Origin of the sequence: Streptosporangium subroseum (assembly GCF_900188345.1) — a bacterium.
Classification (GTDB): domain Bacteria; phylum Actinomycetota; class Actinomycetes; order Streptosporangiales; family Streptosporangiaceae; genus Streptosporangium; species Streptosporangium subroseum.
Window position 1 is genome coordinate 87,481 of the sequence record NZ_FZOD01000016.1, and the last position, 23,191, is coordinate 110,671.

At 70.0% G+C, this 23,191-nt stretch carries 21 protein-coding genes; 12 read left to right on the forward strand and 9 right to left on the reverse strand.

Features of this window, described 5'->3' with window-relative positions; translation table 11 throughout:
* Window positions 1–8 precede the first annotated feature (8 nt).
* On the forward strand, window positions 9–416 hold the full coding sequence (locus CHC08_RS18145) for a YbaB/EbfC family nucleoid-associated protein (protein ID WP_089208486.1): 408 nt from the start codon (window positions 9–11) through the stop codon (window positions 414–416).
* Window positions 417–430: 14 nt separating this feature from the next.
* Window positions 431–751: a hypothetical protein gene (locus CHC08_RS18150; RefSeq protein WP_089208487.1), complete on the forward strand. Its 321-nt coding sequence runs from the start codon at window positions 431–433 to the stop codon at window positions 749–751.
* A gap of 7 nt (window positions 752–758) precedes the next feature.
* Here CHC08_RS18150 and CHC08_RS18155 read toward each other — a convergent pair whose 3' ends face one another.
* The 4 genes from CHC08_RS18155 to eccD all read right to left on the reverse strand — a co-directional run bounded on the left by CHC08_RS18155 (window position 759) and on the right by eccD (window position 4,545).
* Window positions 759–1,319 (reverse strand): type VII secretion system-associated protein, encoded by a 561-nt coding sequence (locus CHC08_RS18155; RefSeq protein WP_089208488.1) that lies wholly within the window; start codon window positions 1,317–1,319, stop codon window positions 759–761.
* A 14-nt stretch (window positions 1,320–1,333) separates the two neighbouring features.
* Window positions 1,334–2,392, reverse strand: a complete 1,059-nt coding sequence (locus CHC08_RS18160; protein ID WP_089208489.1) for a scabin-related ADP-ribosyltransferase — start codon at window positions 2,390–2,392, stop codon at window positions 1,334–1,336.
* Between the two features lie 16 nt (window positions 2,393–2,408).
* Window positions 2,409–2,852 (reverse strand): YbaB/EbfC family nucleoid-associated protein, encoded by a 444-nt coding sequence (locus CHC08_RS18165; protein WP_089208490.1) that lies wholly within the window; start codon window positions 2,850–2,852, stop codon window positions 2,409–2,411.
* 247 nt (window positions 2,853–3,099) lie between these two features.
* Entirely contained in the window at window positions 3,100–4,545 is a 1,446-nt protein-coding gene (gene eccD, locus CHC08_RS18170; RefSeq protein ID WP_089208491.1) for a type VII secretion integral membrane protein EccD, read from the reverse strand.
* A gap of 148 nt (window positions 4,546–4,693) precedes the next feature.
* Here eccD and eccCa point away from each other — a divergent pair, with 148 nt between their 5' ends.
* From eccCa to CHC08_RS18190, 4 genes are all read left to right on the forward strand, one after another.
* Complete coding sequence (gene eccCa / locus CHC08_RS18175) at window positions 4,694–8,692, forward strand: type VII secretion protein EccCa (RefSeq protein ID WP_089208492.1); 3,999 nt, start codon at window positions 4,694–4,696, stop codon at window positions 8,690–8,692.
* Window positions 8,693–9,130: 438 nt separating this feature from the next.
* Entirely contained in the window at window positions 9,131–9,430 is a 300-nt protein-coding gene (locus CHC08_RS18180; protein ID WP_089208493.1) for a hypothetical protein, read from the forward strand.
* Window positions 9,427–10,539 (forward strand): transglycosylase SLT domain-containing protein, encoded by a 1,113-nt coding sequence (locus CHC08_RS18185; protein ID WP_089208494.1) that lies wholly within the window; start codon window positions 9,427–9,429, stop codon window positions 10,537–10,539. The genes CHC08_RS18180 and CHC08_RS18185 overlap by 4 nt, the downstream gene beginning before the upstream one ends.
* Before the next feature lie 75 nt (window positions 10,540–10,614).
* On the forward strand, window positions 10,615–11,256 hold the full coding sequence (locus tag CHC08_RS18190) for an MBL fold metallo-hydrolase (RefSeq protein WP_089208550.1): 642 nt from the start codon (window positions 10,615–10,617) through the stop codon (window positions 11,254–11,256).
* A 135-nt stretch (window positions 11,257–11,391) separates the two neighbouring features.
* On the opposite strand, the gene mnmA is transcribed toward CHC08_RS18190, so the two are convergent.
* A complete protein-coding gene (gene mnmA, locus CHC08_RS18195; protein ID WP_089208495.1) occupies window positions 11,392–12,462 on the reverse strand; it encodes a tRNA 2-thiouridine(34) synthase MnmA in 1,071 nt (356 codons plus the stop codon).
* Window positions 12,463–12,661: 199 nt separating this feature from the next.
* Between mnmA and CHC08_RS18200 the strand changes: the two genes are divergently transcribed.
* The 4 genes from CHC08_RS18200 to CHC08_RS18215 all read left to right on the forward strand — a co-directional run bounded on the left by CHC08_RS18200 (window position 12,662) and on the right by CHC08_RS18215 (window position 16,079).
* Window positions 12,662–13,708 carry a DUF695 domain-containing protein gene (locus CHC08_RS18200; RefSeq protein WP_089208551.1) on the forward strand — a complete coding sequence of 349 codons (1,047 nt, stop codon included), beginning with the start codon at window positions 12,662–12,664 and terminating at the stop codon, window positions 13,706–13,708.
* Between the two features lie 296 nt (window positions 13,709–14,004).
* Window positions 14,005–14,967 (forward strand): alpha/beta fold hydrolase, encoded by a 963-nt coding sequence (locus CHC08_RS18205; protein ID WP_179282098.1) that lies wholly within the window; start codon window positions 14,005–14,007, stop codon window positions 14,965–14,967.
* A gap of 105 nt (window positions 14,968–15,072) precedes the next feature.
* A complete protein-coding gene (locus CHC08_RS18210; RefSeq protein WP_089208552.1) occupies window positions 15,073–15,603 on the forward strand; it encodes an RNA polymerase sigma factor in 531 nt (176 codons plus the stop codon).
* Entirely contained in the window at window positions 15,600–16,079 is a 480-nt protein-coding gene (locus tag CHC08_RS18215) for a hypothetical protein (RefSeq protein ID WP_089208497.1), read from the forward strand. Before CHC08_RS18210 ends, CHC08_RS18215 begins: the two co-directional genes overlap by 4 nt.
* 95 nt (window positions 16,080–16,174) lie before the next feature.
* Here CHC08_RS18215 and CHC08_RS18220 read toward each other — a convergent pair whose 3' ends face one another.
* Complete coding sequence (locus tag CHC08_RS18220) at window positions 16,175–17,338, reverse strand: cysteine desulfurase family protein (protein ID WP_245878393.1); 1,164 nt, start codon at window positions 17,336–17,338, stop codon at window positions 16,175–16,177.
* Window positions 17,339–17,447: 109 nt separating this feature from the next.
* Between CHC08_RS18220 and CHC08_RS18225 the strand changes: the two genes are divergently transcribed.
* Window positions 17,448–17,954, forward strand: a complete 507-nt coding sequence (locus tag CHC08_RS18225) for a TetR/AcrR family transcriptional regulator (RefSeq protein ID WP_089208499.1) — start codon at window positions 17,448–17,450, stop codon at window positions 17,952–17,954.
* A gap of 157 nt (window positions 17,955–18,111) precedes the next feature.
* Window positions 18,112–19,299, forward strand: a complete 1,188-nt coding sequence (locus tag CHC08_RS18230) for an MFS transporter (protein ID WP_089208500.1) — start codon at window positions 18,112–18,114, stop codon at window positions 19,297–19,299.
* 279 nt (window positions 19,300–19,578) lie between these two features.
* On the opposite strand, the gene CHC08_RS18235 is transcribed toward CHC08_RS18230, so the two are convergent.
* The 3 genes from CHC08_RS18235 to CHC08_RS18245 form a co-directional block, all read right to left on the reverse strand.
* Window positions 19,579–20,532 carry an electron transfer flavoprotein subunit alpha/FixB family protein gene (locus CHC08_RS18235; RefSeq protein WP_089208501.1) on the reverse strand — a complete coding sequence of 318 codons (954 nt, stop codon included), beginning with the start codon at window positions 20,530–20,532 and terminating at the stop codon, window positions 19,579–19,581.
* Between the two features lie 18 nt (window positions 20,533–20,550).
* Complete coding sequence (locus tag CHC08_RS18240; protein ID WP_089208502.1) at window positions 20,551–21,330, reverse strand: electron transfer flavoprotein subunit beta/FixA family protein; 780 nt, start codon at window positions 21,328–21,330, stop codon at window positions 20,551–20,553.
* A gap of 329 nt (window positions 21,331–21,659) precedes the next feature.
* Window positions 21,660–23,114 (reverse strand): serine/threonine-protein kinase, encoded by a 1,455-nt coding sequence (locus tag CHC08_RS18245; RefSeq protein WP_089208503.1) that lies wholly within the window; start codon window positions 23,112–23,114, stop codon window positions 21,660–21,662.
* Between the last annotated feature and the right edge of the window lie 77 nt (window positions 23,115–23,191).

Here is a 23,191-nt window from a genome sequence, read left to right on the forward strand (position 1 = left end):
CGGCCGACGTGCATCAGGACGGGCAGCGCTTCGGCGACCTGCTGGCTCAGAGCAGCCGGCTCCTCTCCGAGCTGGAGGACCCGCGGGACCCGGTGGAGCACACGCTCCAGGGCAGCGGCCAGGCGGCGAACGGGCAGGTGAGCGCCGTGGCCGGCCCGGACGGACGGCTCCGTGAGCTGATCATCAATCCGCGGGTCATGCGCATGGCCTCGGAGGATCTCGCGCGGGAGATCCTCACGGCGGTGAACGCCGCCCTCGACGACCTCCGTGCGAGCATCCCCGGCCTGGAGACGGCGATCATGGACCCGAAGGCACTCGCGGGAAGCCTGGACGGCATGCAGGACGACGTGATGCGCCGCCTGGACGAGTTCGCGTCGGAGATCGAGCTCACCGTACGACGGCTGGAGGAACGCTGAACGCGAGCCACGGCGTGCAGGCCTCGCACGCGGACTTCCGGAGCGCGGACACGGGACTCACCTCGGTCGGCGCCGACCACTCCGCCGAGGTGCGGGTCCTGCGCGCCTACCTCGAAGGAGAGGGTAATCCCTGGGGCGACGACGAGCTGGGAAGCATGGTCGGCGCCGCCTATCTCGCGGTGACCCGGCAGGCGCTAGAGGCCTTCGAATCACTGGCCCGACGCCACACGACGGCGGGCGGCGACGCGGGGACGATGTCGATCAACTACCGGTCGGCGGAGCGGCGAGGCGAGGAGGAGGCCGACCGGATCATGCGAGCCTTCCGCCAGGTCTGACGACCGGTCACCGGTGGAGATCGGTGTGTGGCAGCACGACGCCGGCAGGGCCGAAGGGATTGATCGCGACGCCGACGCCCGCGGGCAGCAGGCCGATCAGGTCGCCGCCGCGGATCCGCTGCCAGCCCGTGGAGCCTTCCGGGAATTCGCCGGGCAGGTGGGCCTGCGCCGTGCAGACGAGCGCCGTCCGGCCCTCATCCGTGTCGAACACGGGAATGCCCCCGTCCGGACCGGCGGCCACGATCACCTCGGCCTCCAGAAGCAGGGGAACGATGCCCTCCCCCGTGGCATAACCGGTCGAGCTGAGCTGGATGGCATCGTCCAGGGGATCGGTCGGGTCAGGGTAGTCGAGCGCCACCGGCGAGGGCCGGTAGTTCGGATTGTGGCGGAACTCACCGCTGATCTCGCCGCGCTCGTCGGCTTGCCACGCGCCGATGATGCCGTACGGCGGCACCTCGCCCCCGGGGTCGAAGAAGGGGTCGATCGCGTAGAACCATTTTCCGGGACTGCGCCGCGCCTGTTCCCGCAGCTCGTCGGTGAGCGGGGGAGGCGGTGGGACGTCGTTCACTCGAATTCTCCTGGTCAGGCCTGAGAGTAGCCGGGGTAAGGATCGAAATGGGGGTTGGGAATGAAGTTACTCGGTGTTCTGGCCACTCCCGTCGGCCAGGCGCCCGAGACGTATCGCCGATGCACGCCACCGACGAAGGCGACCTCCTGTTCGTGGCCCAGCCGGGTGCTCTCCGCCGGCATGGTCCTGCCGACATCGATCCCGCCGGGGGCGTCCACCTCGTAGACGTAGCCTTGCGGAAAGACGTTGTCGATGTCCTGACGTCGGCTGGTCCCCACGAAGGCGGAGGGCCTGGCCTTGCTCACGTAGTCGTCCAGCGCGGTCACGGTCGGATCCCGCGGGTGGAACCCCTGGTCGAATATCTCGTCCGGCGACCGGTCGTCAGCCCGGTAGAGCGGCTCGCGCTCCCTGCGCCACATCGGGTAGGGAGTGACTTTCCGTACGTTGACGCTCTTGTCGGCGGCCGCCTCCAGATAGTTGTCCGGACCGCGAAGGGGCGTGGGCGGACGCCGCGGCGGCATAGGGGCCGAGGGATGTCGCGACGGGAGTTTACGCAGGAGATGGGAGGCCTGCGTGAAGAGGCGGAGCGCGCTGCGTTTCAGCAGGTCGACTATCTTGCGGATGGCCTGCCGTACGGCCACGCGGGCGCTGCCCACCACGACGGGAACGGCGGTGAGGGAAGCCCCGGCGGTCGGCCCGGAGGCCGTGACGAGCTGGGACAGACGCAGCGCGAACCTTACGAGGATCACGATCAGCGCGACCTTCAGGGCGAGCACCGCCATGGCGGAGATCTGCAGGGCGGCGCCGATGAGCAGGGCGGCGGTGACCGCTTCACCGCCCTGGCGCGAGGTATCCCGCGAGTCCCGCTCGAACGCCCTGACGTCGTCGCCGTCGTTGCGGGACACGGTCCGGGCGACGTGGGCGGCGGCGGTCGACACGTTGCGGCGCAGCGTCATCGCGAAAGCGACCCACCGCCGGCCGGATTCGTGCAGCTTCTCCTCGTCGGCCACCGGCCAGGGGAACCCGATGAGGTTGAGGGCGACGGCGAGTTCGGCCGGCGGTTGCAACGCCACGGCGAGGTACGGGTCTTCAGAGGTCGAGACGGCGGCTGATGCGGTCGAGCTCGCCCATCACGTCCTCGAACGTCCGGTCGTAGGCCGCCCCCGCCTCCCTGATCTGCTCCAGTGCCGCGTCGGGGTCGTCGGCGTATCTCATGGGGTTGCCCTCCTCGCCGAACGCCTCTCCCATGACGGTGCCGATCTGCTCCTGCAGGTCCCTGGCCGCGTCGCGGACGACCATCTTGATCTTCTCGGCGAGCTCGCCCGAGCTCAGACGCATCGCCTTGGGATTGAGATCGAGCTCGCTCAGCCCGCCACTGGTGTATTCCACGGTGACCAGGCCGTCTTCGTCCCGTGCGCGCCCGACCAGCGCGGCCATGCCCTTCTGGATTTCCTCCACGCGGGCGAAGTGCTCTCCAGCGCCTCGGAGGACCTTGTCAACGTCAATGTTCTCGAAGTTTCCGAACCCCGTCATCGACTGCCCCGTTTTCCACCGCAGCCAACCGGCCACACCAACACCAGAAGGCGCCAGCAGCCACTTTTGCACCAATCTATCCGCACCGCGGAGACAGGCGCAATAAAGCCCGGACGACCGGACGGACCGCTCAACCGGGCGGTCCGTTCAGCCGCACGGACCGCTCAACGGACGGGCCGTTCATCCGGACAGACCGCTCAACGGACGGGCCGTTCATCCGGACAGACCGCTCAACGGAACAGACCGCTCAGCCGGACAGGCCCCGTACCCAGGAGTAGACGTCCAGCACGCCGAGGGCGAGCGGGAACAGCGAGATGATCAGCAGGACCTCGATGATGTCCCCCGCGCGACCCCAGAACGGGGAGGGCTTTCCCACCGGCAGCCACAGGCCCAGACCCGCCGAGATCGCCGCGACGCACAGCAGTCCCATCACCGCGGCGATCGCCGCCACACCGCCCAGACCGGCGACATGCGAGATCACGAAGACGACGATCCCGGTGAGTCCCGAGAGCAGCAGCCAGAGCCGCTGGCCGAGCCCCTGGAAAACCCTGGCCCGCATGATGAGCGTCAACGACAGCGTCAGCGCGGTGGCCACGGCGACCCAGTCGTCGTCCGTCGCGAGGTAGGTCAGGGCGACCAGCGCCACCATGCCGACCCCCGCGACCAGCCCGGTCGCGTAGCGCTGCGCGTAGACGGTGCGCTCTCGGAGGGACGCCCCGTCGATCTGCTGGTTGTCGTTGCGGAGCTCCTCGGCGCTGGTCGGCATCGTGGGCATCGGAAGATGGGCGAACCGGAACGACAGCATCGGGATCAGCGGGCTGAGCGCCAGCAGGACCGTCAGGGTCACGGCGGCGACTCCCGCGGGGGAGGCGCCGGAGACCATCACGACGGCGGCGCTCACCGATCCGGCCATCGAGGCGACCGCGGCACCGAGAAAGCCCGGTACGCCGTCGGCGATCGCGATCACGCCGATGGTGGCCACGAGACCGAGGGAGGCGAAGGCCGCGAGCATGTTCGGCGCGCTGAACGCGAACGGGCCTCCGGCGCCCGCCGGCGCCAGGAACCCGGCGAAGAAGCCGTACGGCAGGGCCGCGTAGCCGATCAGGGCGCCCGCGGACGAGTCGCCCACGGCCCGGGACAGCGCGGTGCCCGCGACGATCAGAAGGACCGCGAGCACCCCGGCGAGCACCGCGGAGACCGTCCACGGCGGCCCCGCCAGTGCCAGGGCCACCGACCCGGTGACGAGAACCACGGCCGCGGTCCCCACGCCCGCCAGGCGGGTGTGCCGGTCACCCCATTTCCCGGGACCTTCGGTGACGCCCGTGGCGACCACGTCGGCCACGTCGTCGAACATGGCCGGGGGCAGCACGGACTCGCGCGGCCTGAGGTAGAGCACCTCACCGTCGAGCACGCCCAGGCTCCCCAGGCTCTGGCCGATGTCGAGCGGAGTGCCGCCGAGCCGCTGGAGCATCCATCCGGGAGCCGCCGCCGAGTCGCCCCCCGCCTCGCCCACCGCGCGCAGCAGGCTCGGCAGCACGTGGGGCAGGGGAATGTCCGCGGGCAGCGCCAGATCGGCCTTCATACGCGGAGCCACGATCGTGACGTGGCACAGGGCCGGCAGCGGCGCGGGAAACTGCGCCAGCGCGCCCTGCGGCATCGGCCCCGAAGCGGGCGGTTGAGCCGGCGACCTCACAGTCGTACCCCCTCGTACCATAAGCATCGCAAACCTCACGAATATGCCGGATACGGTAGCGGGCAGAGTGAGGATCATGTGCGACAGCCGTACGTAAACGTTTTCCAGCGGGAAAAACAGCCCGGATGATCAGAAAGGCGCTCCCAGGGTGAGCATCGTAATCGTGCGGCGCCCGGAGCGCCGTCCACCGCCCAAGCCTCCGCGGGGCGAGGTCCTGCTCGAATCTCCCCCGGAGATCCCGGAGGTCCAGCCGCAGGGCTTCATCGCGATGCTCACCTACCTGCCGATGGTGGCGGGCGGCGCCGCGATGGGCCTGATGTTCACCGCCGGCGGCAACTCCAGCCCGATCATGTACGTCGCGAGCGGCCTGTTCGCCGTGTCCATGATGGGGATGACGCTGGGTCAGATGGGCCGCCAGTCCGGAGAGCGCAAGCAGCGGCTGAACGGCCTGCGCCGCGACTACTTCCGCTATCTCTCCCAGGTCCGCAAGAAGGTACGGCGAGCGGCCGCCCAGCAGCGCGAGGCCCTCGAATGGAGCGGCCCCGCCCCCGACTCGCTGTGGTGGGTCGCCATGAGCCAGCGCCTGTGGGAACGGCGGCCCCGTGACGACGACTTCGGCACGATCCGGCTCGGCACGGGTGTGCAGAAGCTCGCCATCCAGCTGATCCCCCCGGACTCCAAGCCCGTCGAGGACCTGGACGCCCTGTCCGCCGGCGCGCTGCGACGGTTCGTCCGGGCACACTCCACGGTGTCCGAGCTGCCGGTCGCGGTGGCCCTGCACTCCTTCGCGCGGATCAATCTGACCGGTGACCCGCTCGCCGTCCGCGAGCTCGTCCGGGCGATGATCGCGCAGATGACCGTGTTCCACTCTCCCGACGACATGCGGATCATGGTGTGCGCGAGCAAGGAGTGGATGGCCCAGTGGGACTGGGTCAAGTGGCTGCCCCACGCGCTGCATCCCGAGCAGACCGACGCCGCGGGGCAGGTGCGGCTCATGACCGAGAACCTCGCCGAGCTCGACCGGCTGGTGGGCGGAGACCTGAAGGAGCGGGCGCGTTTCAAGCCGGGGGCCTCCGCCGACGCCCTGCCGTACCACGTGCTGATCATCGACGGCGGGCACGTCCCGCACGACTCCCAGCTCGGCACCGACGCCATCCAGGGCGTCACCGTGATCGACCTGTCAGGCTCGGCGGGACCGATCGAGGAGAAGAACACGCTGCGGCTGAACATCCAGCCGGACGGCTTTTTCATGGTCAAGATCGATCACGCGGGCAAGCAGAGCTCGACCCGCCTGGGCTCCCCCGACGGGCTCGACTTCCTGCGGACCGAGGGCCTGGCCCGTCAGCTCTCCCCCTTGCGCGCCTCGACCGCCAAGGGAGGGGACGCGCAGGACGTGCTCGCGGTGAACACCTCGCTGACCGACCTGCTGGGCGTCGGCGACGCCTCTCTCCTCGACGCCTCGATGACGTGGCGGCCCAGGGCCGGACGCAACCGGCTGCGGGTGCCGATCGGTCTCGGCGTCGACGGCCGCGTGGTCGAGCTCGACATCAAGGAGTCGGCGCAGGGCGGGATGGGGCCGCACGGCCTGGTCATCGGCGCCACCGGATCGGGCAAGAGCGAACTGCTGCGGACCCTGGTGCTCGGCCTGGCGATCACTCACTCCTCGGAGATCCTGAACTTCGTCCTGGTCGACTTCAAGGGCGGCGCCACCTTCCTCGGCCTCGACACCCTCTCCCACGTCTCGGCGGTCATCACCAACCTCGAAGACGAGCTCCCCCTCGTCGACCGCATGTACGACGCCCTGCACGGCGAGATGGTCCGCCGCCAGGAGCTGCTGCGCTCCGCCGGCAACTACGCCTCCCTGCGCGACTACGAGCGCGCCCGCGAGCAGGGCGCGGACCTCCGGCCCATGCCCACACTGTTCGTCGTCATCGACGAGTTCAGCGAGCTGCTCGCGGCCAAACCCGAGTTCATCGAGCTGTTCGTGATGATCGGACGGCTCGGCCGCTCCCTCGGCGTGCACCTGCTGTTGGCCTCCCAGCGTCTGGACGAGGGCCGGTTGCGCGGCCTGGACACCCACCTGTCCTACCGGGTGGGCCTGCGGACGTTCTCGGCGATGGAGAGCCGGGTCGTGCTGGGGGTCGCCGACGCCTACGAGCTGCCGTCGGCCCCGGGCAACGCCTACCTCAAGTTCGACACCACCGGGATGACCCGCTTCAAGGCCGCCTACGTGTCCGGGGCCTACCAGGCGGACCCCCAGCGCGCGGCGGCATCGGACGGACGGGGCCCCATCCGGGAGGTCGTGGAGTACGGCCCGGCGTTCGCCCCCGTCCCCATGATCGAAGAACCCGCGAAGGAGCTGACGGCGGCGGACGCGCCCGGTGCGAAGGACTCCTCCAACCTTCTGGACATCGTGGTCGGCCGGCTGCGCGGCCAGGGCCCTCCCGCCCACCGGATCTGGCTGGCCCCGCTGGGCGATCCCCCCACCCTCATCCACCTGCTCCCGGCACTGTCGGTCACGCAGGAGTTCGGCCTCACCACGACCGGCTGGGTGGGCCGGGGCCGCCTGCACGCCGTCGTGGGCATCATCGACAAGCCGTTCGAGCAGCGCAGCGATCCGTACTGGCTGGACCTGTCGGGGGCGGCCGGCCACGTCGGCGTCGCGGGAGGGACCCAGAGCGGCAAGAGCACGGTGCTGCGCACGCTGATCTCCAGCATGGCCCTCACGCACACCCCGCGCGAGGTGCAGTTCTACTGCCTGGACTTCGGCGGCGGCTCGCTCGCCTCGCTGGAGGCCCTCCCCCACGTGGGCGGGGTCGCCAGCCGCCTCGACACCGACCGCGTCCGCCGTACGGTCGCCGAGATCGCCACCCTCCTGGAGCAGCGGGAACGCAGCTTCACCGAGCAGGGAATCGACTCGATCTCCACCTACCGGCAGCAGCTCGCCGCCAAAGCGATCGAGGGCGACCGGTTCGGCGACGTCTTCCTGGTGATCGACGGCTGGCTGACCGTCCGGCAGGACTTCGAAACGCTCGAACCCGTCATCACCGACCTGGCCGCCCGCGGCCTCGGTTACGGCATCCACGTCGTGGCCGCGACCAACAAGTGGTCGGAGTTCCGGCCGGGCATCCGGGACCTGTTCGGCAACCGGGTGGAGCTCAAGCTCGGCGACGCGTACGAATCCGAGGTCGACCGCAAGAGGTCGCTGACCGTGCCCGAGGGCTCCCCCGGCCGCGGGCTCACCAAGGACGGCCTGCACTTCCTGTCCGCGCTTCCCCGGATCGACGGCATCCAGAAGGCCGACGACCTGTCGGTCGGCGTGCGCACTCTGGTCCACGCGGTCAGCGACGCCTGGCAGGGCGTCCCCGCCCCCGGCGTGCGACTCCTGCCGTCCGTGCTGCCCGCCGAGACGCTGCCCGACGCGTCGCAGACCGGGCCCAACCGGATCGCCGTCGGCATCGACGAGGCCACCCTGAATCCCGTCCTCCTCGACTTCGAGGCCGACCCGCACTTCATCGTGGTGGGCGACACCGAGAGCGGGAAGTCCAACCTGCTGCGGCTCATCACCGAGGGCCTGGTCGCCCGGCACACGCCGCACGAGGCCAGGATGATCGTGATCGACTACCGGCGGTCGTTGCTGGACTCCGCCGCGACCGAGCACCGCATCGGTTACGCCGCCTCCAGCGCGGCGGCGCTCGAAATGATCAACGACGCGCGCAGCGCGCTGCTCAAGCGGCTGCCTCCCGCGGACCTCACGCCCGAACAGCTCCGGGCCAGAAACTGGTGGCAGGGCTCGGACCTCTACATCGTCGTCGACGACTACGATCTCGTGGCGACCTCGTCGAACCCGCTGCATCCGCTGGCGGAACTGCTGCCGCAGGCCCGTGACATCGGCCTGCACCTGATCATTTCGCGGGCGATGGGCGGTGTCGGCCGGGCGATGTTCGACCCGATCATCCAGAGGATCAAGGACATGGCCAGTCCCGCCGTGATCCTCTCCGGCAACAAGGACGAGGGCTTCCTGTTCGGCAACGTGCGGCCGCATCCGCTGCCACCGGGCCGGGGCTACTTCGTCGACAGGAAGTACGGCGCACGCCTCACGCAGACCGCGTTCCTCCCGCCCCAGGAGCCGCCGGATCCTCAATGAGAACCGGTCCGGGAAGCGCCGCGCCGGCGCCGGACCTTCGGGCGGGCCGGACCTTCGAACGGACCCGGGCGCCGAGCGGGCCGGCATCGTCGTCGGCTACGTGGTGGCATGCCAGCTCATGAGGCTCACCCCGTACACAAGGCTCCAGGCGGAGCTCTGGCTCAACCGGCTTCCAGCGAGCCGTGATCCCGACGACGCCCCCCTCCCGGTGGGTGGCTCCCAAGCGTGAGGTTCCCGAGCCCTTCACGGAGGAGACCCCCGCTCCCCCTGTTCATTGCAGCCTGTCACGCTCATCGCGCCCCTCACCTCCCCTCGGAGAGACGCCTTCACGGAAAAGCCCTCCGACCGGGGACACGGACGGCGCCCTCACGAACAGATCTTCGTCCACTAAGATCTACATTTGTCCGCTCTGTGGAAACCTCGGAGGGAGTCGGCCGGATGGCAGGTCTTGATCTTCACTTCGACGCGCTTGAGCAGTGCCGGACGGCCACGAACAAAGTGGTCAAGCAGTTTCGCGCGCTGAGCGGCCTGTATCCCGCCCAGGGAAGCGACTCCTCCATCTTCGGAAAGCTGGCCGACTCCTCCGCGCTGGCCACGGCCCTCGACGACGTCGAGAAGACGATCGACAGCGAGCTCGGCAGCGTCACGAGCAAGCTCGACGCGGTCGAGCGGGCCCTGGACGACGTGCAACGCAACGTCCGCAAGGCCGACAACCCCGACGGGACAAAGCCGTCATGAGCCTGGCCGACAGCGTCTCCATGCTGCCGGGTGGCGGCGAACTGTCCGGCTTCGCGAGCAAGCTCGCCGGCGGCAATCCCACCGCGATCCGTGCGGTCGCGACCCGCTGGCGCGGCGCGGCGGGCAAGGTGAACGAATACGCCGGCGACCTCGGCGCCGCGGTCAACACGGTCGACGCCGCCTGGCAGGGCAAGTCCTCCGAGGCCTTCGGCACTTACATGCGAAAGTACGGCAAGGCCGGTGAGGCGCTCCACGACGCGCTGTCGAACTGCGCGAGCTCTCTCGACACGGCGGCCACCGCGCTGGAGACCGCAAAGTCCGAGGTCGACGCCACCTGCGGCAGCCTCCTCGAGATAAAGGACGTCGTCACCTACCTCAACAGCACGTCACCCGAGGAGCGGAAGAAGCTCGAACCGAGTGTCGCGTCGTCGGTCAGTGGCGCCACCTCCTACGCCCGCATCTCTTTCACGGCCGCCGAGAATGCCGTGACCAAGGCCTTGGGCGACATCACAAAACAGATGGAGAACAGGCCCCTCTCCTTTGTCGGCTCCTACATCGGGGCACCCGGTGAGCAGACGTTCCTGCCCCAGCCGGGCCACCCCTTCCTCTGGGAGCGGACCGCGAGTTACGGCCAGGCCGGCGGCCCGGACGGCGACGGGCCCGGTGGCGCCGGCGGCAACGGTTCGGGAGGCGGCTTCGGCGGTTACGGGCCGAGCGGCCCTCCCCCGCCCGGCGGCGGCCCCGCGCCCAGCGGCAAGGTCAAGGAGTGGATCGACCAGGCGATCGAGATCCTCAAGGATCAGGGATATCCCGTCGAGAAGATGAATCCGAACGACATCTGGATGATCATCCAGCACGAGTCAGGCGGGAATCCAAACGCGATCAACGAGTGGGACTCCAACGCGGCGGCGGGGCACCCGTCCAAGGGCCTGATGCAGACCATCGACCCGACCTTCGACAGCCACAAACTGCCCGGGCACGGCGATATCTACAACCCCGTGGACAACATCATCGCCGGGGTCCGCTACGCCATCGACCGCTACGGCTCGGTCTCCAACGTGCCCGGCGTGGTCGGATCGAAGACCGGCAGCGGCTACGTCGGCTACTGACGGCGATTCCCGTCGAAGACCGGTAACGGCCCCGTCGGCCACGGGCGGCGATTACCGGCGATCTAAAATGTGGTGATGAAGCTCACGAAGTTAATCCACGCGTGTGTTCGCCTGGAGAAGGGCGACTCGATCCTGGTCATCGACCCGGGATCCTTCGGTGAGGAGTCCGCGCTGGACGGCGCGGATGCCGTTCTCATCACCCACGAGCACTTCGACCACCTCGACCCCGACCGGCTGCGCGGGGCGGCCCAGGCCAACCCGTCGCTGGAGATCTGGACCAACGAGAGTGTGGCCGCCCAGCTGACCGACGTCCCGGCGAAGGTCCAGGTCGTACGGCACGGCGACGCCTTCGACACGGCGGGCTTCGGGGTGAAGGTCTTCGGCGAGCGGCACGCCCCCGTCCACCCGGACATCCCGATCATCGCCAACACCGGCTTCCTGGTGGACGATGAGGCCTTCTATCCGGGCGACGCGCTGACCGTTCCCGGGGTCGAGGTGCCCACGCTGCTGGTGCCGACCAACGCGCCGTGGATGAAGGGTGTCGAGATGATCGCCTATCTGCGCGAGGTCCGGCCCGCACGGGCGTTCTCCATGCATGACGGCCTGCTCAACGACATCGGCCTCAGGATCATCGACAGCTGGCTGGAGATGGAGTCGGAGAAGCAGAAGGCCGAAATGCGCCGCCTCAAGCCGGGCGAGTCGGTCACGCTTCCCTAGCCGATCACGCCGCCGGCGAACGTCTCGGGGACCACCGCCAGGCCGGCCCCCTGGGACCGCCGCCCGGAGATCGCGCCGGCTCGCTTGGGGACCGTCGCCGGGTTGACGCGGGTGCGCCGAGGCCCCGGATCCCGGTCAGGCCGCGGAGGCGATGGTCGCCGAGCCGACCACGGTGTCGTCCAGATAGAACACCGCGGCCTGGCCTGCGGCGACCCCGGTGGCGGGCGCGTCCAGCGTGATGTGGACCTCGTCGCCGGAGAGCTGGGCGCGGCAGCCGTACACCTCGCCGTGGGCACGGAGCTGGACCATGCAGGCCAGCGGCTCGCGGGGCGCGTCCACCGGGCCGTTCCAAACCGGGCGCCCGGCCACGATGCTCGTGACCTCCAGGGACGAGCGCGGGCCGACCGTGACCGTGTTGGAGACCGGCTCGATGGACAGCACATAGCGCGGGCGGCCGTCGGCCGTCGGGCGGTCGATGTGCAGGCCCTTGCGCTGGCCGACGGTGAAGCCGAAGGAACCCTCGTGCTTGCCGAGGACCTCGCCGGACTCGTCGACGATCGGGCCCTGCGCCGCGCCGAGCCGCTTCTCCAGGAAGCCGCGGGTGTCGCCGTCGGCGATGAAGCAGATGTCGTGGCTGTCGGGCTTGTCGGCCACCATGAGCCCTCGCCGCGCGGCCTCCTCGCGGACCTGGGCCTTGGTGGAGTCGCCCAGCGGGAAGATCGCATGCTTGAGCTGGCCCCTGGTGAGCACGCCCAGGACGTAGGACTGGTCCTTGCCCTGGTCGGGACTGCGGCTCAGCACGCCGTCGGCGATCCGCGCGTGGTGGCCGGTGGCCACCGCGTCGAAGCCCAGCGCGAGGGCGCGATCGAGCACCGCCTCGAACTTGATCTTCTCGTTGCAGCGCAGGCACGGATTGGGCGTACGGCCGGCCGCGTACTCGCTGACGAAGTCCTCGACCACGTCGCGGTGGAACCGTTCGGCCATGTCCCAGATGTAGAAGGGGATGCCGATCACGTCGGCGGCCCTGCGGGCGTCCCGCGAATCCTCGATCGTGCAGCACCCGCGGGCGCCGGTCCGATAGGACTGCGGGTTGGAGGAGAGGGCCAGATGGACCCCGGTGACGTCATGTCCCGCCTCGGCGATGCGGGCGGCCGCCACGGCGGAGTCGACGCCGCCGGACATGGCGGCAAGCACACGAAGAGTCATAACCCCTTGAGCGTACCCGCGTTGGCGCGCGCCCCGTCAGATCGGGAGAATCCGCAGAGCGTACCCACGCCGGCGTGGACCCTCGGGCCGGGAGAATCCGCACGGCGTACCCGCGCCGGCGTGAGCCCTCGGGCCGGATGAGTCCGCGGAGCGTATCCACGTTGGCGTGCGCCCCGTCCGGCTGGAAGAATCCGGGGTCATGCGACTGTTCGGACGTAAGAGCGAAGCCGACGCCGGTCCGGCCGAGGGTATCGGTGAATTCTGGACGTGGTGGGCGGAGGCGAGGCCCGAGCTGGACACCATGGTCGCCGCCGGCGAGACCGACCGCACGGCCGAGCTGATCGGCCCCGCGGTCCAGGCCGTCCATCCCTCCCTGGTGTGGGAGATCACCGCGGGGCTGAGCGCCGACCGGGCCCTCGTGGTCACCGCCGCCGGTGATCCCGAGCTGCGTGCCGTCGCGCACCGCTGGGCCGCCGCCGCTCCGGCCGCCGACGCCCTGTGGGAGTTCCACCCGTCCAGGTGGGCCAACCCGCAGGCCATGGACCTTACACTCGACGTGGACGGCTACGAGTTCACCCTGGACAAGCTCATGCTGGGACTGCGCGTCCCGCACGGCAGCCTCCGCATCGAGGTGATCGCCTACCACCCGAGCTTCACCATCATGGACGACGACACCAGGACCGAGGCGACCCTGCTCGCCCTCGACTGGATCCTCGGCGAGGACGACGTGGCCCGCTGGGTGGGCGACGTCTCCGCCTCGGCGTTCGAGCCGATCGACGCCGTGCCCGCCGTGCACCTGCCGGGCGTGGTCGCCGATCTGGCCTCCGGCCACCAGGGCGAGCAGTGGGCGCTGATGGAGGGCGAGACCGCCACCGGGGCCCGGCTGTCCGCCACCGTCCGCTACCCGCTCCGCCCGGTCGACTATCCGCTGTTCGACCGGCACATCACCATCACGCTGCCCTACACGCACCGCGACGGCGACGGGCTGCCCATCGGCCCCTCCCTGGAGGCGCTGAGCGACTTCGAGAGGCGCCTGGCCGGGCAGATCGGCAGGCTGACCGGCAGCGCCGTCCTCGCCGCGCACATGAGCGCCGAGGGCCAGCGGACGTTCCACGTCTACGCGGACCCGGCGGGCGACGCGGCCGCCCACCTCGCGAAGCTGATCGCGAGCTGGAAGGACGGCCATCCCAGGACGGACGTGGCCGACGACCCCGGCTGGATCATGATCTCGCCCTTCCTGAGCTGACAGCCCCGACTGTACGAACGAATGGGTTTCAGTGAGATATGCGGTTGCCACCACCGCACCGCAGAGTGAGCCCCAGGCTCGGCATCCTTCGGATACGGTCACACACGATCACGGCCACTCGCTGACGCGGGCGATGTGCGAGGTCGCCCCGCAGCGGGTTTTCCGCGCACCGGCGGCTTGCCGAGACGCGCGAAGGCGGATCGACCTTTTTTAAAATGCGAGGGAACGTTTCGCTCCTTCTCCTCCTCCTTGTTGATGACGGCACATTTTGTGACGAAAAACATGAGGAGAAGCTCGTGAATGACGTAGATGTGACGACGGTGGACGGCAGCCGGCGATGGTCGCCGGACGGCGTCACCCAGGGCGGTGATGGGCGTGCCATCCCGGCGGTGGACGGGGTTCGGCACCGGTTCGTGGATACGCCACGGCTCCGCTTTCACGTCGCGGAAGCCGGCTCGGGTGAGCCCGTACTGCTGCTGCACGGCTGGCCGCAGCACTGGTGGGCGTGGCGCAAGGTGATTCCGCTGCTCGCCGGTGACCACAGGGTCATCTGCCCGGACCTGCGTGGTTTCGGATGGACGGACGCGCCGCGGTCGGGCTACCGGACCGAGGAGCTGGTCGACGATCTCATCGCACTGCTCGACGTGATGGGGCTGGAGCGCGTGCTCGTGGTGGGCCATGACGTTGGTGGGCGGGTCGGTTTCCACCTGAGCCTGCGTGATCCCACGCGAGTGCGCCGGCTGGTCACGTTGAACGCGGTGCACCCGTACTGGAGTGCGCGCTCGATGAAGGCCTCGGGCGCGTGGCGGTCATGGTGGACGCCGCTGGTGGAGACCCCGCTGCTGGGTCGCCGGGTCGTACGGCACCTGCCGGCCTTCACCCGGATGATGCTCCGGCTCGGCGCGGTCGACCGTGACGTCCTGTCGCCGGACGAGGTCGCGGAGTACGTCGCGGCCACACGTGAGCCCGCGCGGGCCAGGGCCGGCGAGCGGTTGATGTACGAGTTCGCCTATCACGAGATCATCCCGACGCTGAGGGGTCGTAACCGCTCCCGTCGGCTGACGGTGCCGACGTTGATGCTCAACGGTGAGCGGGACGTGCGTCTCTCACCGCACTCACTGGGCGGCTGGGAGCCCTATGCGGACGACCTCCGTATCCGCGTGGTGCCCGGTGGCGGACATATGCTCGCCGAGCAGCACCCCGACCTCGTGGCCGAGGAGATCCTCGCGTTCTTCGCAACCGGGCGGCAGCCCGGTTAGTGCGCCGGGCGCCCCGGCCTGGCCGGCCCGTACGGGGATCGCACGGACGGCAGATCCTCGCAGACGCACCCGGACAACGGATTCTCGCGGACAGATATGAGATCGATGCACACCGACACGTCACAGCGCTGGGGGGACGACGTGGAGCTCGCCGATCTGGTGCGGGCCGCGCAACGCGGCGACACGCGCGCGATGAGCGAACTGCTCGACCGGCTCGCGCCCTACGTCGGCCGCCTGTGCGGCCCGATCGCCCTCCAGGACGGCCCCGACGCGGCGCAGGAGACGCTGACCACCGTGTTCCGCGAGCTACGCCGTCTGCGCGACCCCGCCGCCCTCTACGGCTGGGTCCGCATGATCGCTGTTCGCGAGGCGGTGCGCATGGCGCGACGCACCCCTCGCTGCACGGATGCCGAGTCCTATGAGGAGGTGCCCGCCCGGGGAGATCCGCAGCTGGCCACGGACATCCGCGATGTCCTGAACCGGCTGTCCCCGGAGCACCGGGCGGTGCTGGTCCTGCGCGACCTGGAAGGGCTCGACGAGAAAACGGTGGGCAACCTGCTGGCAATCGAGGTCGGAACGGTCAAGTCACGGCTGCACCGAGCACGCGACAACTTCAGGAAGGTGTGGGGACGATGAGTCAGGACTGGCCCGTAGCCGAGCTGGATCCCGTGCGACGGCTACGCGTCATGGCCGCCGCGAACCCCGGCGCCATGTTCGGTGAGACCGTCATCCCCGCGCGGTTCGAGCAGGTGTGGGCCGTCGCCGGCGACCTCGAGGTCGAGCTACCGCGCCTGATCCACGACATCCGCAGCGCCCGGGTCACCGTCCGTGACGGCGATCGGCTCGAGGTGCGGGCACGCGGACACCTTGGGCAACGCGCCCGATTCGACGTGGTCCTACGTCCCGGGTGGTGCTGGATGCAGAGCCGATACCTCCTTGGAGGAATGGCCGCCGCACCGCACCCGGACGGCACCCGGTTCGCCTTCCTCGGCGGCCTCCGGCTACCGGGCATCCGCGTCCTTCACCCGCTCCTCGAACGCGTGGCGCAGCCACTGGTCGACGGTGCGCTCCACCGGCTCGAACTCGACGTACGGCGGCACCTCCAGCCGTGACGTCGCTCACCCGAGCCGGGGAGCGATCAGCTGAGACCCGCTCGGCGTACGGCGGCACCCCCGGCTGTGGCGTCACTCGCCCCGGCCGGGAGCGATCAGCTGAGACCCGCGCGGCGGGCGCGCTCGACGACCTGGCCGAGGACCTCGGTCAGCCGGTCCACGTCGGCCATCGTGGAGGTGTGGCCGAGGGAGAAGCGGAGGGAGCCGCGCGCACGGACCGCGTCGGCGCCCATGGCGAGCAGCACGTGGGACGGCTGGGCCACCCCGGCCGAGCAGGCCGAGCCCGTGGAGCACTCCACGCCCTTGGCGTCCAGGAGCATGAGCAGGGCATCCCCCTCGCAGCCGGGGAAGGAGAAGTGCGCGTTGCCGGGGAGGCGGTTCACCGGATCGCCGTTGAGGATCACGTCGGGCACCGTCTGGCGGACCCTGCGGATCAGGTCGTCGCGGAGCTCGATCATCCGGGCCGAGGTCTCGATCCGGCGGGCCACCGCGGTCTGCACGGCCATGGCGAGACCGGCGACGGCGGGCGCGTCGAGCGTGCCCGAGCGCACGTCGCGCTCCTGTCCGCCACCGTGCAGCACCGGAACCGGATCCACCCCCCGGGCCAGCAGCAGCGCGCCGACGCCCATCGGGCCGCCGACCTTGTGGCCGGAGAGCGTCAGCGCGTCGACTCCGGAGTCGGCGAACACCACCGGGATCTGGCCGACGGCCTGAACCGCGTCGGTGTGGAACGGGATGCCGTGGTCCCGGGCGATCGCGGCGAGCACCCGGACCGGCTGGATGGTGCCGACCTCGTTGTTGGCCCACATGACGCTGACCAGGGCCACGCTGTCCGGGTCGCGCTCGATGGCGTCACGGAGGGTCTGCGGGTGCACCCGGCCGAACTCGTCGACGTCGAGCAGCTCGACGGTCGCGCCCTGGCGGTCGCTCAGCCAGTGCGCCGGGTCCAGCATCGCGTGGTGCTCGATCGCGCTGATCAGGATCCGGGTCGCGCCGCAGGCGCGACGGGCCCAGTAGAGACCCTTGACGGCCAGGTTGTCGGCCTCGGTGCCGCCGGCGGTGAAGACGACCTCGCTGGGCCGGGCGCCGAGCGCGGCCGCGATGGTCTCCCGCGACTCCTCCACGACCTGGCGGACACGGCGGCCCGTGGCGTGCAGGGACGACGCGTTGCCGACCTGGCCGAGTTGGGCCGTCATCGCCTCAATCGCTTCGGGAAGCATCGGCGTGGTCGCCGCGTGATCTAGATAGGCGGACTTCACGGCCGCACTCCCCTCCCGGTTGTTCTCAGCCTCACAAGCGTATCCGCGCTTGCGTGGGGCCTCATACTCACGTTGACGACTGAACCGTCCAGACGGTACAGTAAGCGGCATGAGACGGGAAGAGTTGCTGGACGCGGCAGAGGATCTGCTCTGCGACCAGGGTTCCCAGTCACTCACCCTCGCAGCCGTCGCCGAGCGCGCCGGATGCAGCAAGGGTGGCCTGCTCTATCACTTCGGCACCAAGGAAGCCCTGATCAAGGGCATGGTCGAGCGGCTGATCGAGGAGTTCGACGACCTCGTCGCCGCCCAGGGCCAGGACACCTACACAAAAAACTATCTGGCAGCCACCTTCGCCGCCGTACAGGGTGGCAGGCTGCGCCGCTGGGCGGTGGTCACCGGAGCCTCCGGCAACCTCTACCTGCTCACACCGCTGCGCGTGGCGATGGCCCGGTGGCATCGCGAGGGGCTCGACAGCGAGCCCGACCCGGCGGCGGCACAGATCGTGCGCCTTGCCTGCGAGGGTCTGTGGGACGTGGCGAGCCATGATCCCGACCTCTACGACGACGACCACTACGCCGAGTTGAAACAGCGCTTACTGGGCCTGCTGCCCGCCTGACCAGGATCGTTCCTGGATTTGATCGCCACCCGAACGGGGGCGTCTCATCGCACAGAGTCTGGTGGTCGCTTTCGCATGCGCGAAAGCGACCGTCTTTGGTGTGCCCGAATCGGCAGTGTTCGAAACGTCTGCCGACATCTATTGAAGGGATCGAATCATGACCCGCGTTCTGAGGACGGCCCGCGCCGGCGCGGTCGTCACTTTCATGCTTGCCGGACTTCTGTGCGGATCCATGACCGTGCGCATCCCCGCGCTGTCCGACAAACTCGGCCTGTCCGAGGGCTCGATCGGCATCACCCTCCTCGTCTGGGGCCTGGGGGCATTGATCACCATGCAGTCGATGCGCGGGGTGATGGCGCGCTTCGGCAGCCGGAGCATCCTGCGGGTCGGCGCTCCCCTCAGCGCGGTCGCCCTGGCCCTGCTGGCGCTGGCGCCGACGTTCCCGCTGCTGCTGGTCGCCACCGGCCTCTTCGGCATGGCGTTCGGCGCGGTGGACGTCGCGATGAACGCGCAGGGCTCGACGGTCGAGCGCGCCTACGGCCGCCCGCTGATGAACGGCATGCACGCGGGCTGGTGCGTGGGAGCGATCTCCTCCGGCCTGCTCGGCACCGCGGCGATCGCGGCAGGACTCTCGCTCACGGTCCATCTGACCCTGGTCGCCCTGATCGCGCTCCCCCTGATGATCTTCGTCAGCCGCACCTACCTGCCGGACTCCGTCTCCGTGAACGCCCGGACCGCGACCCGCCGGCGGATGCCGCCGGTGGTCTACCTGCTCGGCGTGATCGCGTTCTGCGCGTTCATGGTCGAGGGTACGGTCGCCGACTGGAACGGCCTCTACCTGCGTGACATCCTCGGCGCTCCCGAGGCCGTGGCCGCCCTGGGCTACCCGATCTTCGAGGCGGGCATGCTCCTCGGCCGCCTCACCGGCGACCGCGTCCGGGCCCGCTTCGGCGCCCGCGGCATGATCATCACCTCGGGTCTCGCCTCCGCGGCCACCTTCTCCGTGGTTCTCACGGCCCCGACGGCCCTGATCGCCATCTCGGCCATGTTCTTCGTGGGCATCGCGGTGGCGACGGTCTCCCCGATGGCGATGTCCCTCGCGGGCGACGCGGTCGCCAACCCCGGCCCGGCCATCGCCCAGACCGGCGCGATGGGCTACGCGGGGCTGCTGCTGGGCCCGGTGATCATCGGCCTGCTCTCCGACGTGGCCACGCTCAGGGTCGGGCTCGGCATCGCCGTCGTGCTCGGCGTCCTGATCGCGCTGACCGCCCGGTTCCTGCCCCGCCCCGGTATGGCCGCCGCCCCCGCCGAGGCCCCTCAGCGCGAGCTCTCCATGGCCGCCTGAGCGTCTCCGCGTCCACCTGGGCACCTGGGGCGCATGGGGCGCGCCTGGGGTGCCTGGGCACCTGGAAGGCAGGGCACCGTCATCCTCGCGGCCGATGAGCGTTCCCGGTTGCCGTCATCCTCGCGGCCGAAGATCGATCCCGGTCGGCGGAGCACCCGTGTCCGGCGGAGGACGCGGGAGCCCTCAGCGCTCACCGGAAACGCGAGACGGCGCGGAAAAGCGAGATGGCGTCGCACGACCCGTGCGGCGCCATCTCGCGTATACGACTAACTCGTACGGCTACTTGCGCTTGGTGATCTCTTCGGTGAGCTGCGGGACGACCTGGTGCAGGTCCCCCACGACGCCGAAGTCGGCGAGCTCGAAGATCGGCGCTTCGGAGTCCTTGTTGATCGCGATGATCGTCTTGGCGGTCTGCATGCCGGCCCGGTGCTGGATCGCGCCGGAGATGCCCGCCGCGATGTAGAGCTGCGGCGACACGGTCTTGCCGGTCTGCCCGACCTGGAACTGGTGCGGGTACCAGCCGGCGTCGGTGACGGCGCGGGAGGCGCCGACGGCCGCGCCGAGCGAGTCGGCCAGGGCCTCGATGACCGCGAAGTTCTCGGCCGAGCCCACCCCGCGGCCACCGGAGACCACGATCGAGGCCTCGGTGAGCTCCGGGCGGGCGCCCTTCTCCTGCTTGACCCGCTCCACGACCCTGGCGCCCTTGGCGGCGTCGGAGACGTCGACGGTGACCCGCTCCTCGGCGCCCGCACCCGCGGCCGCCTCGATCGGCGTCGCGTTCGGACGGACCGCGACGATCGGGGTGCCCTTGGTCACGCGCGAATGGACGTTGACCCCGCCGCCGAAGATGGACTGGTCGGCGAGCAGGCCGTCCTCCATGCCCACGGCGTCGGTGAGCACACCGGAGTCGATCTTGATGGCCAGACGGCCGGCGATCTCCTTCGCCTCGGCCGTCGCGGCGACGAACACCGCGGCCGGGGACTTCTCGGAGACGAGCTGGGCCAGCAGCTCCGCCTTGGGAGCGACGACGTAGTCGCCGATCTCGGCGGCGTCGGCCACGTAGATCTTCTCCGCGCCGTATTCGGCCAGCTTGGCCTGGGCGTCGGGAGAGTATCCCTCTCCCGCCCAGACCGCCGACGGCGTGCCCAGCTTCCGGGCGAGCGTCAGCAGCTCCAGCGTGACCTTCTTGACCTGGCCCTCGACATGCTCGACCAGAACGAGAATCTCAGACATCTCAGCTAACCCCCGTTCTCAGACGAACTTCTTCGACGCGAGGAATTCGGCGGTCTTCACGCCGCCGTCACCCTCGTCCTTGACCACCGTGCCGGCCGCGCGAGGCGGCGCGGCCGCGAAGTCGACGACCTCGCTCCAGGAGTTGGCGAGGCCCACCTGGGAGGCGTCGATCTCGGCGTCGGCGACGCCGAGCTTCTCGACCGGCTTCTTCTTGGCGGCCATGATGCCCTTGAAGGACGGGTAGCGCGGTTCGTTGATCTTCTCGACCACGGAGACGACGGCGGGCAGTGAAGCCTCGACCCTGTCGTAGCCGTAGTCGGTGACGCGCTGGATCGAGATGGACGTTCCGTCGATCTCGACCTTGTTGGCGAAGGTGAGCTGCGGCACGCTCAGACGCTCGGCCAGCATCGCGGCGAGCACGCCGGTGCGGGCGTCGGTCGACTCGGAGCCGAGCACGACCAGATCGAAGCCGATCTTCTTGAGAGTCTGCGCCAGGGCGTAGGAGGTGCCCAGCACGTCCGAGCCGTGCAGCGCGTCGTCCACCAGGTGAACGGCCTTGTCCGCACCCATGGCCAGGGCCTTGCGAATGGTGTCGGCGGCCTTGGCGGGGCCCATGGTGAGGACGGTCACCTCACCGCCGTGAGCCTCCTTCAGGCGCAGCGCCTCCTCGACCGCGTATTCACAGAGCTCGTTGATGACGCCGTCGGCGGCATCGCGGTCGAGCGTATTGTCATCGGACCTCAGCTTGCGCTCGGTCGCCGTGTCGGGGACCTGCTTCACGCAGACGACGATGTTCATGGCCGGTGGCCGACCTCCCGTGTACGCGTACGCCACCGCGTCGCTGCGGTTGGCGCCGGATTGCGGTACGCGCACGCGGGGTACGTGCACGTGTTGCCAAGATTGCCAGGTGCCCGAGGGCGCTGTGACAGTGGGTGACCCGGTCGGGGACGTACCCGTTCCAGCTCCCCCAACACCATGTTACTCATCGGTAGCTTAGGCGCAAATCGCCAGGTTGCACGGCTTGCGCCGTACGCCCGGATGACCTGCCCGGTCGGTTGTCCTCCCCACCATACCGAACTATATTCCGGAATCTGCGCGGGGATCGACGCGACGTACGGGCCTGCGGCTCAGCTGCCGACCAGGATCGCGACCAGGACGAAGACGACGGTCCCCAGGGCCAGCGCCAGGGTGAGCGTGCTGAAGAACGTGCCGAGAACGGCCCACAACCCGACGGTGCCGGCGGCACTGGCGAGATCGATGATCATGCGCGAGCGGTTCTGGCGGGCGAACAGGGCGATCCCCCCGTCGGCGAGCATCACCAGCCCGTATCCGGTCAGGAGCAGCAGCGACACCTCCGGCAGCGGGCCCTTGGCCGCCGCGGCCATCAGGGACACGAGCAGGCCGGTGCCGACGACCCAGCGGCGGTGCACAACGGCCCTGCGGTGCTCGCGGGCCTCCTTAGGCGAGGGCCTGCCGGGCTGCGGCCGACGGCCCGGACGCCACTGCCGGGTGGTGAGGTCCTGCATTCCGCCCTTCTCCGCCTGAAGGGCCACCTCCTGGATCCGCGCATCCTGAACGTGGGCGTCCTGGACCTGCGCGTCCTGGACGTGGGCGCCCGGGCTCCGGGCGCCCCCGGCCCGGGCGTCCCGCCGCCCGGCGGCCGGTGCTCCCTTGAACCCGGCGACATCCTGGAACGGGGCGGTGGCGAAGGCCGAACGAGTGCGTGGGGCCGGCGAGCCCGGCGGACCCCCCGGACCCCGTGGACCCCCCGAAATCACTGCCTGGACGACCGGGGCGGCGCTCAGACGGACCAGGAGCATGCTCGCGGACGGCCGGGCGGCCGGGTCGCGCAGCAGGCACTCCCGGAGCAGCGGCTCCAGCCAGCCGGGCACGCCCTCCAGATCGGGAGGGTGGTGGACGACGCGATAGCCGACCGCCGAGGCCGGGCCCGTGCCGTACGGATGCCGCCCCGTGGCCGCGTAGGCCGCAGTCGCACCGAAGGAGAAGATGTCGGCCTCCGCCCCGGAATCCGCACCCTCCAGCACTTCGGGCGCCAGGTAGCCCGGCGTGCCGAGGATCGCTCCCGCCGTGGTGACCGAGGGGGAGTCGAGCGCGCAGGCGATGCCGAAGTCGATGACAACCGGCTCGCCGTCGGTCAGGATCACGTTGGCGGGCTTCAGGTCGCGATGAACGACCCCGGTGGCGTGGATCGCGGTCAGGGCCTCGGCCAGGCCGCACGCCAGCCGTACGAGATCGTCGTCTCCGATCGGCCCGTCACCGGAGACCACCGCGCTGAGCGGACGTCCCTGCACGTAGCGGGTGACCAGGTAGGGGCGGGCGCCCTCCATCGAGGCGTCCAGGACCTCGGCGATGTGCGGGCCCTGGACACGCCGCATGGTCTCCACCTCGCGGGCCAGCCGGGTGAGGGCAGTCGCGTCGGCCGCGACCTGCGGGTGCAGGATCTTGACCGCCACCGTGCGCCCCTCGGGATCCAGCGCGAGGTGGACCTCGCCGAAGCCTCCCGCCCCGAGTTTTGACAGGAGGCGGTACGGGCCAAGGCGTTCACCGTCCGGCGCAACCATGCGACTCCTTCCGGCCTGATGTCATCCATGGTGCCGTAGAGTCGGCGATCCCGCACGGGGGGACACCGAGAACTCGC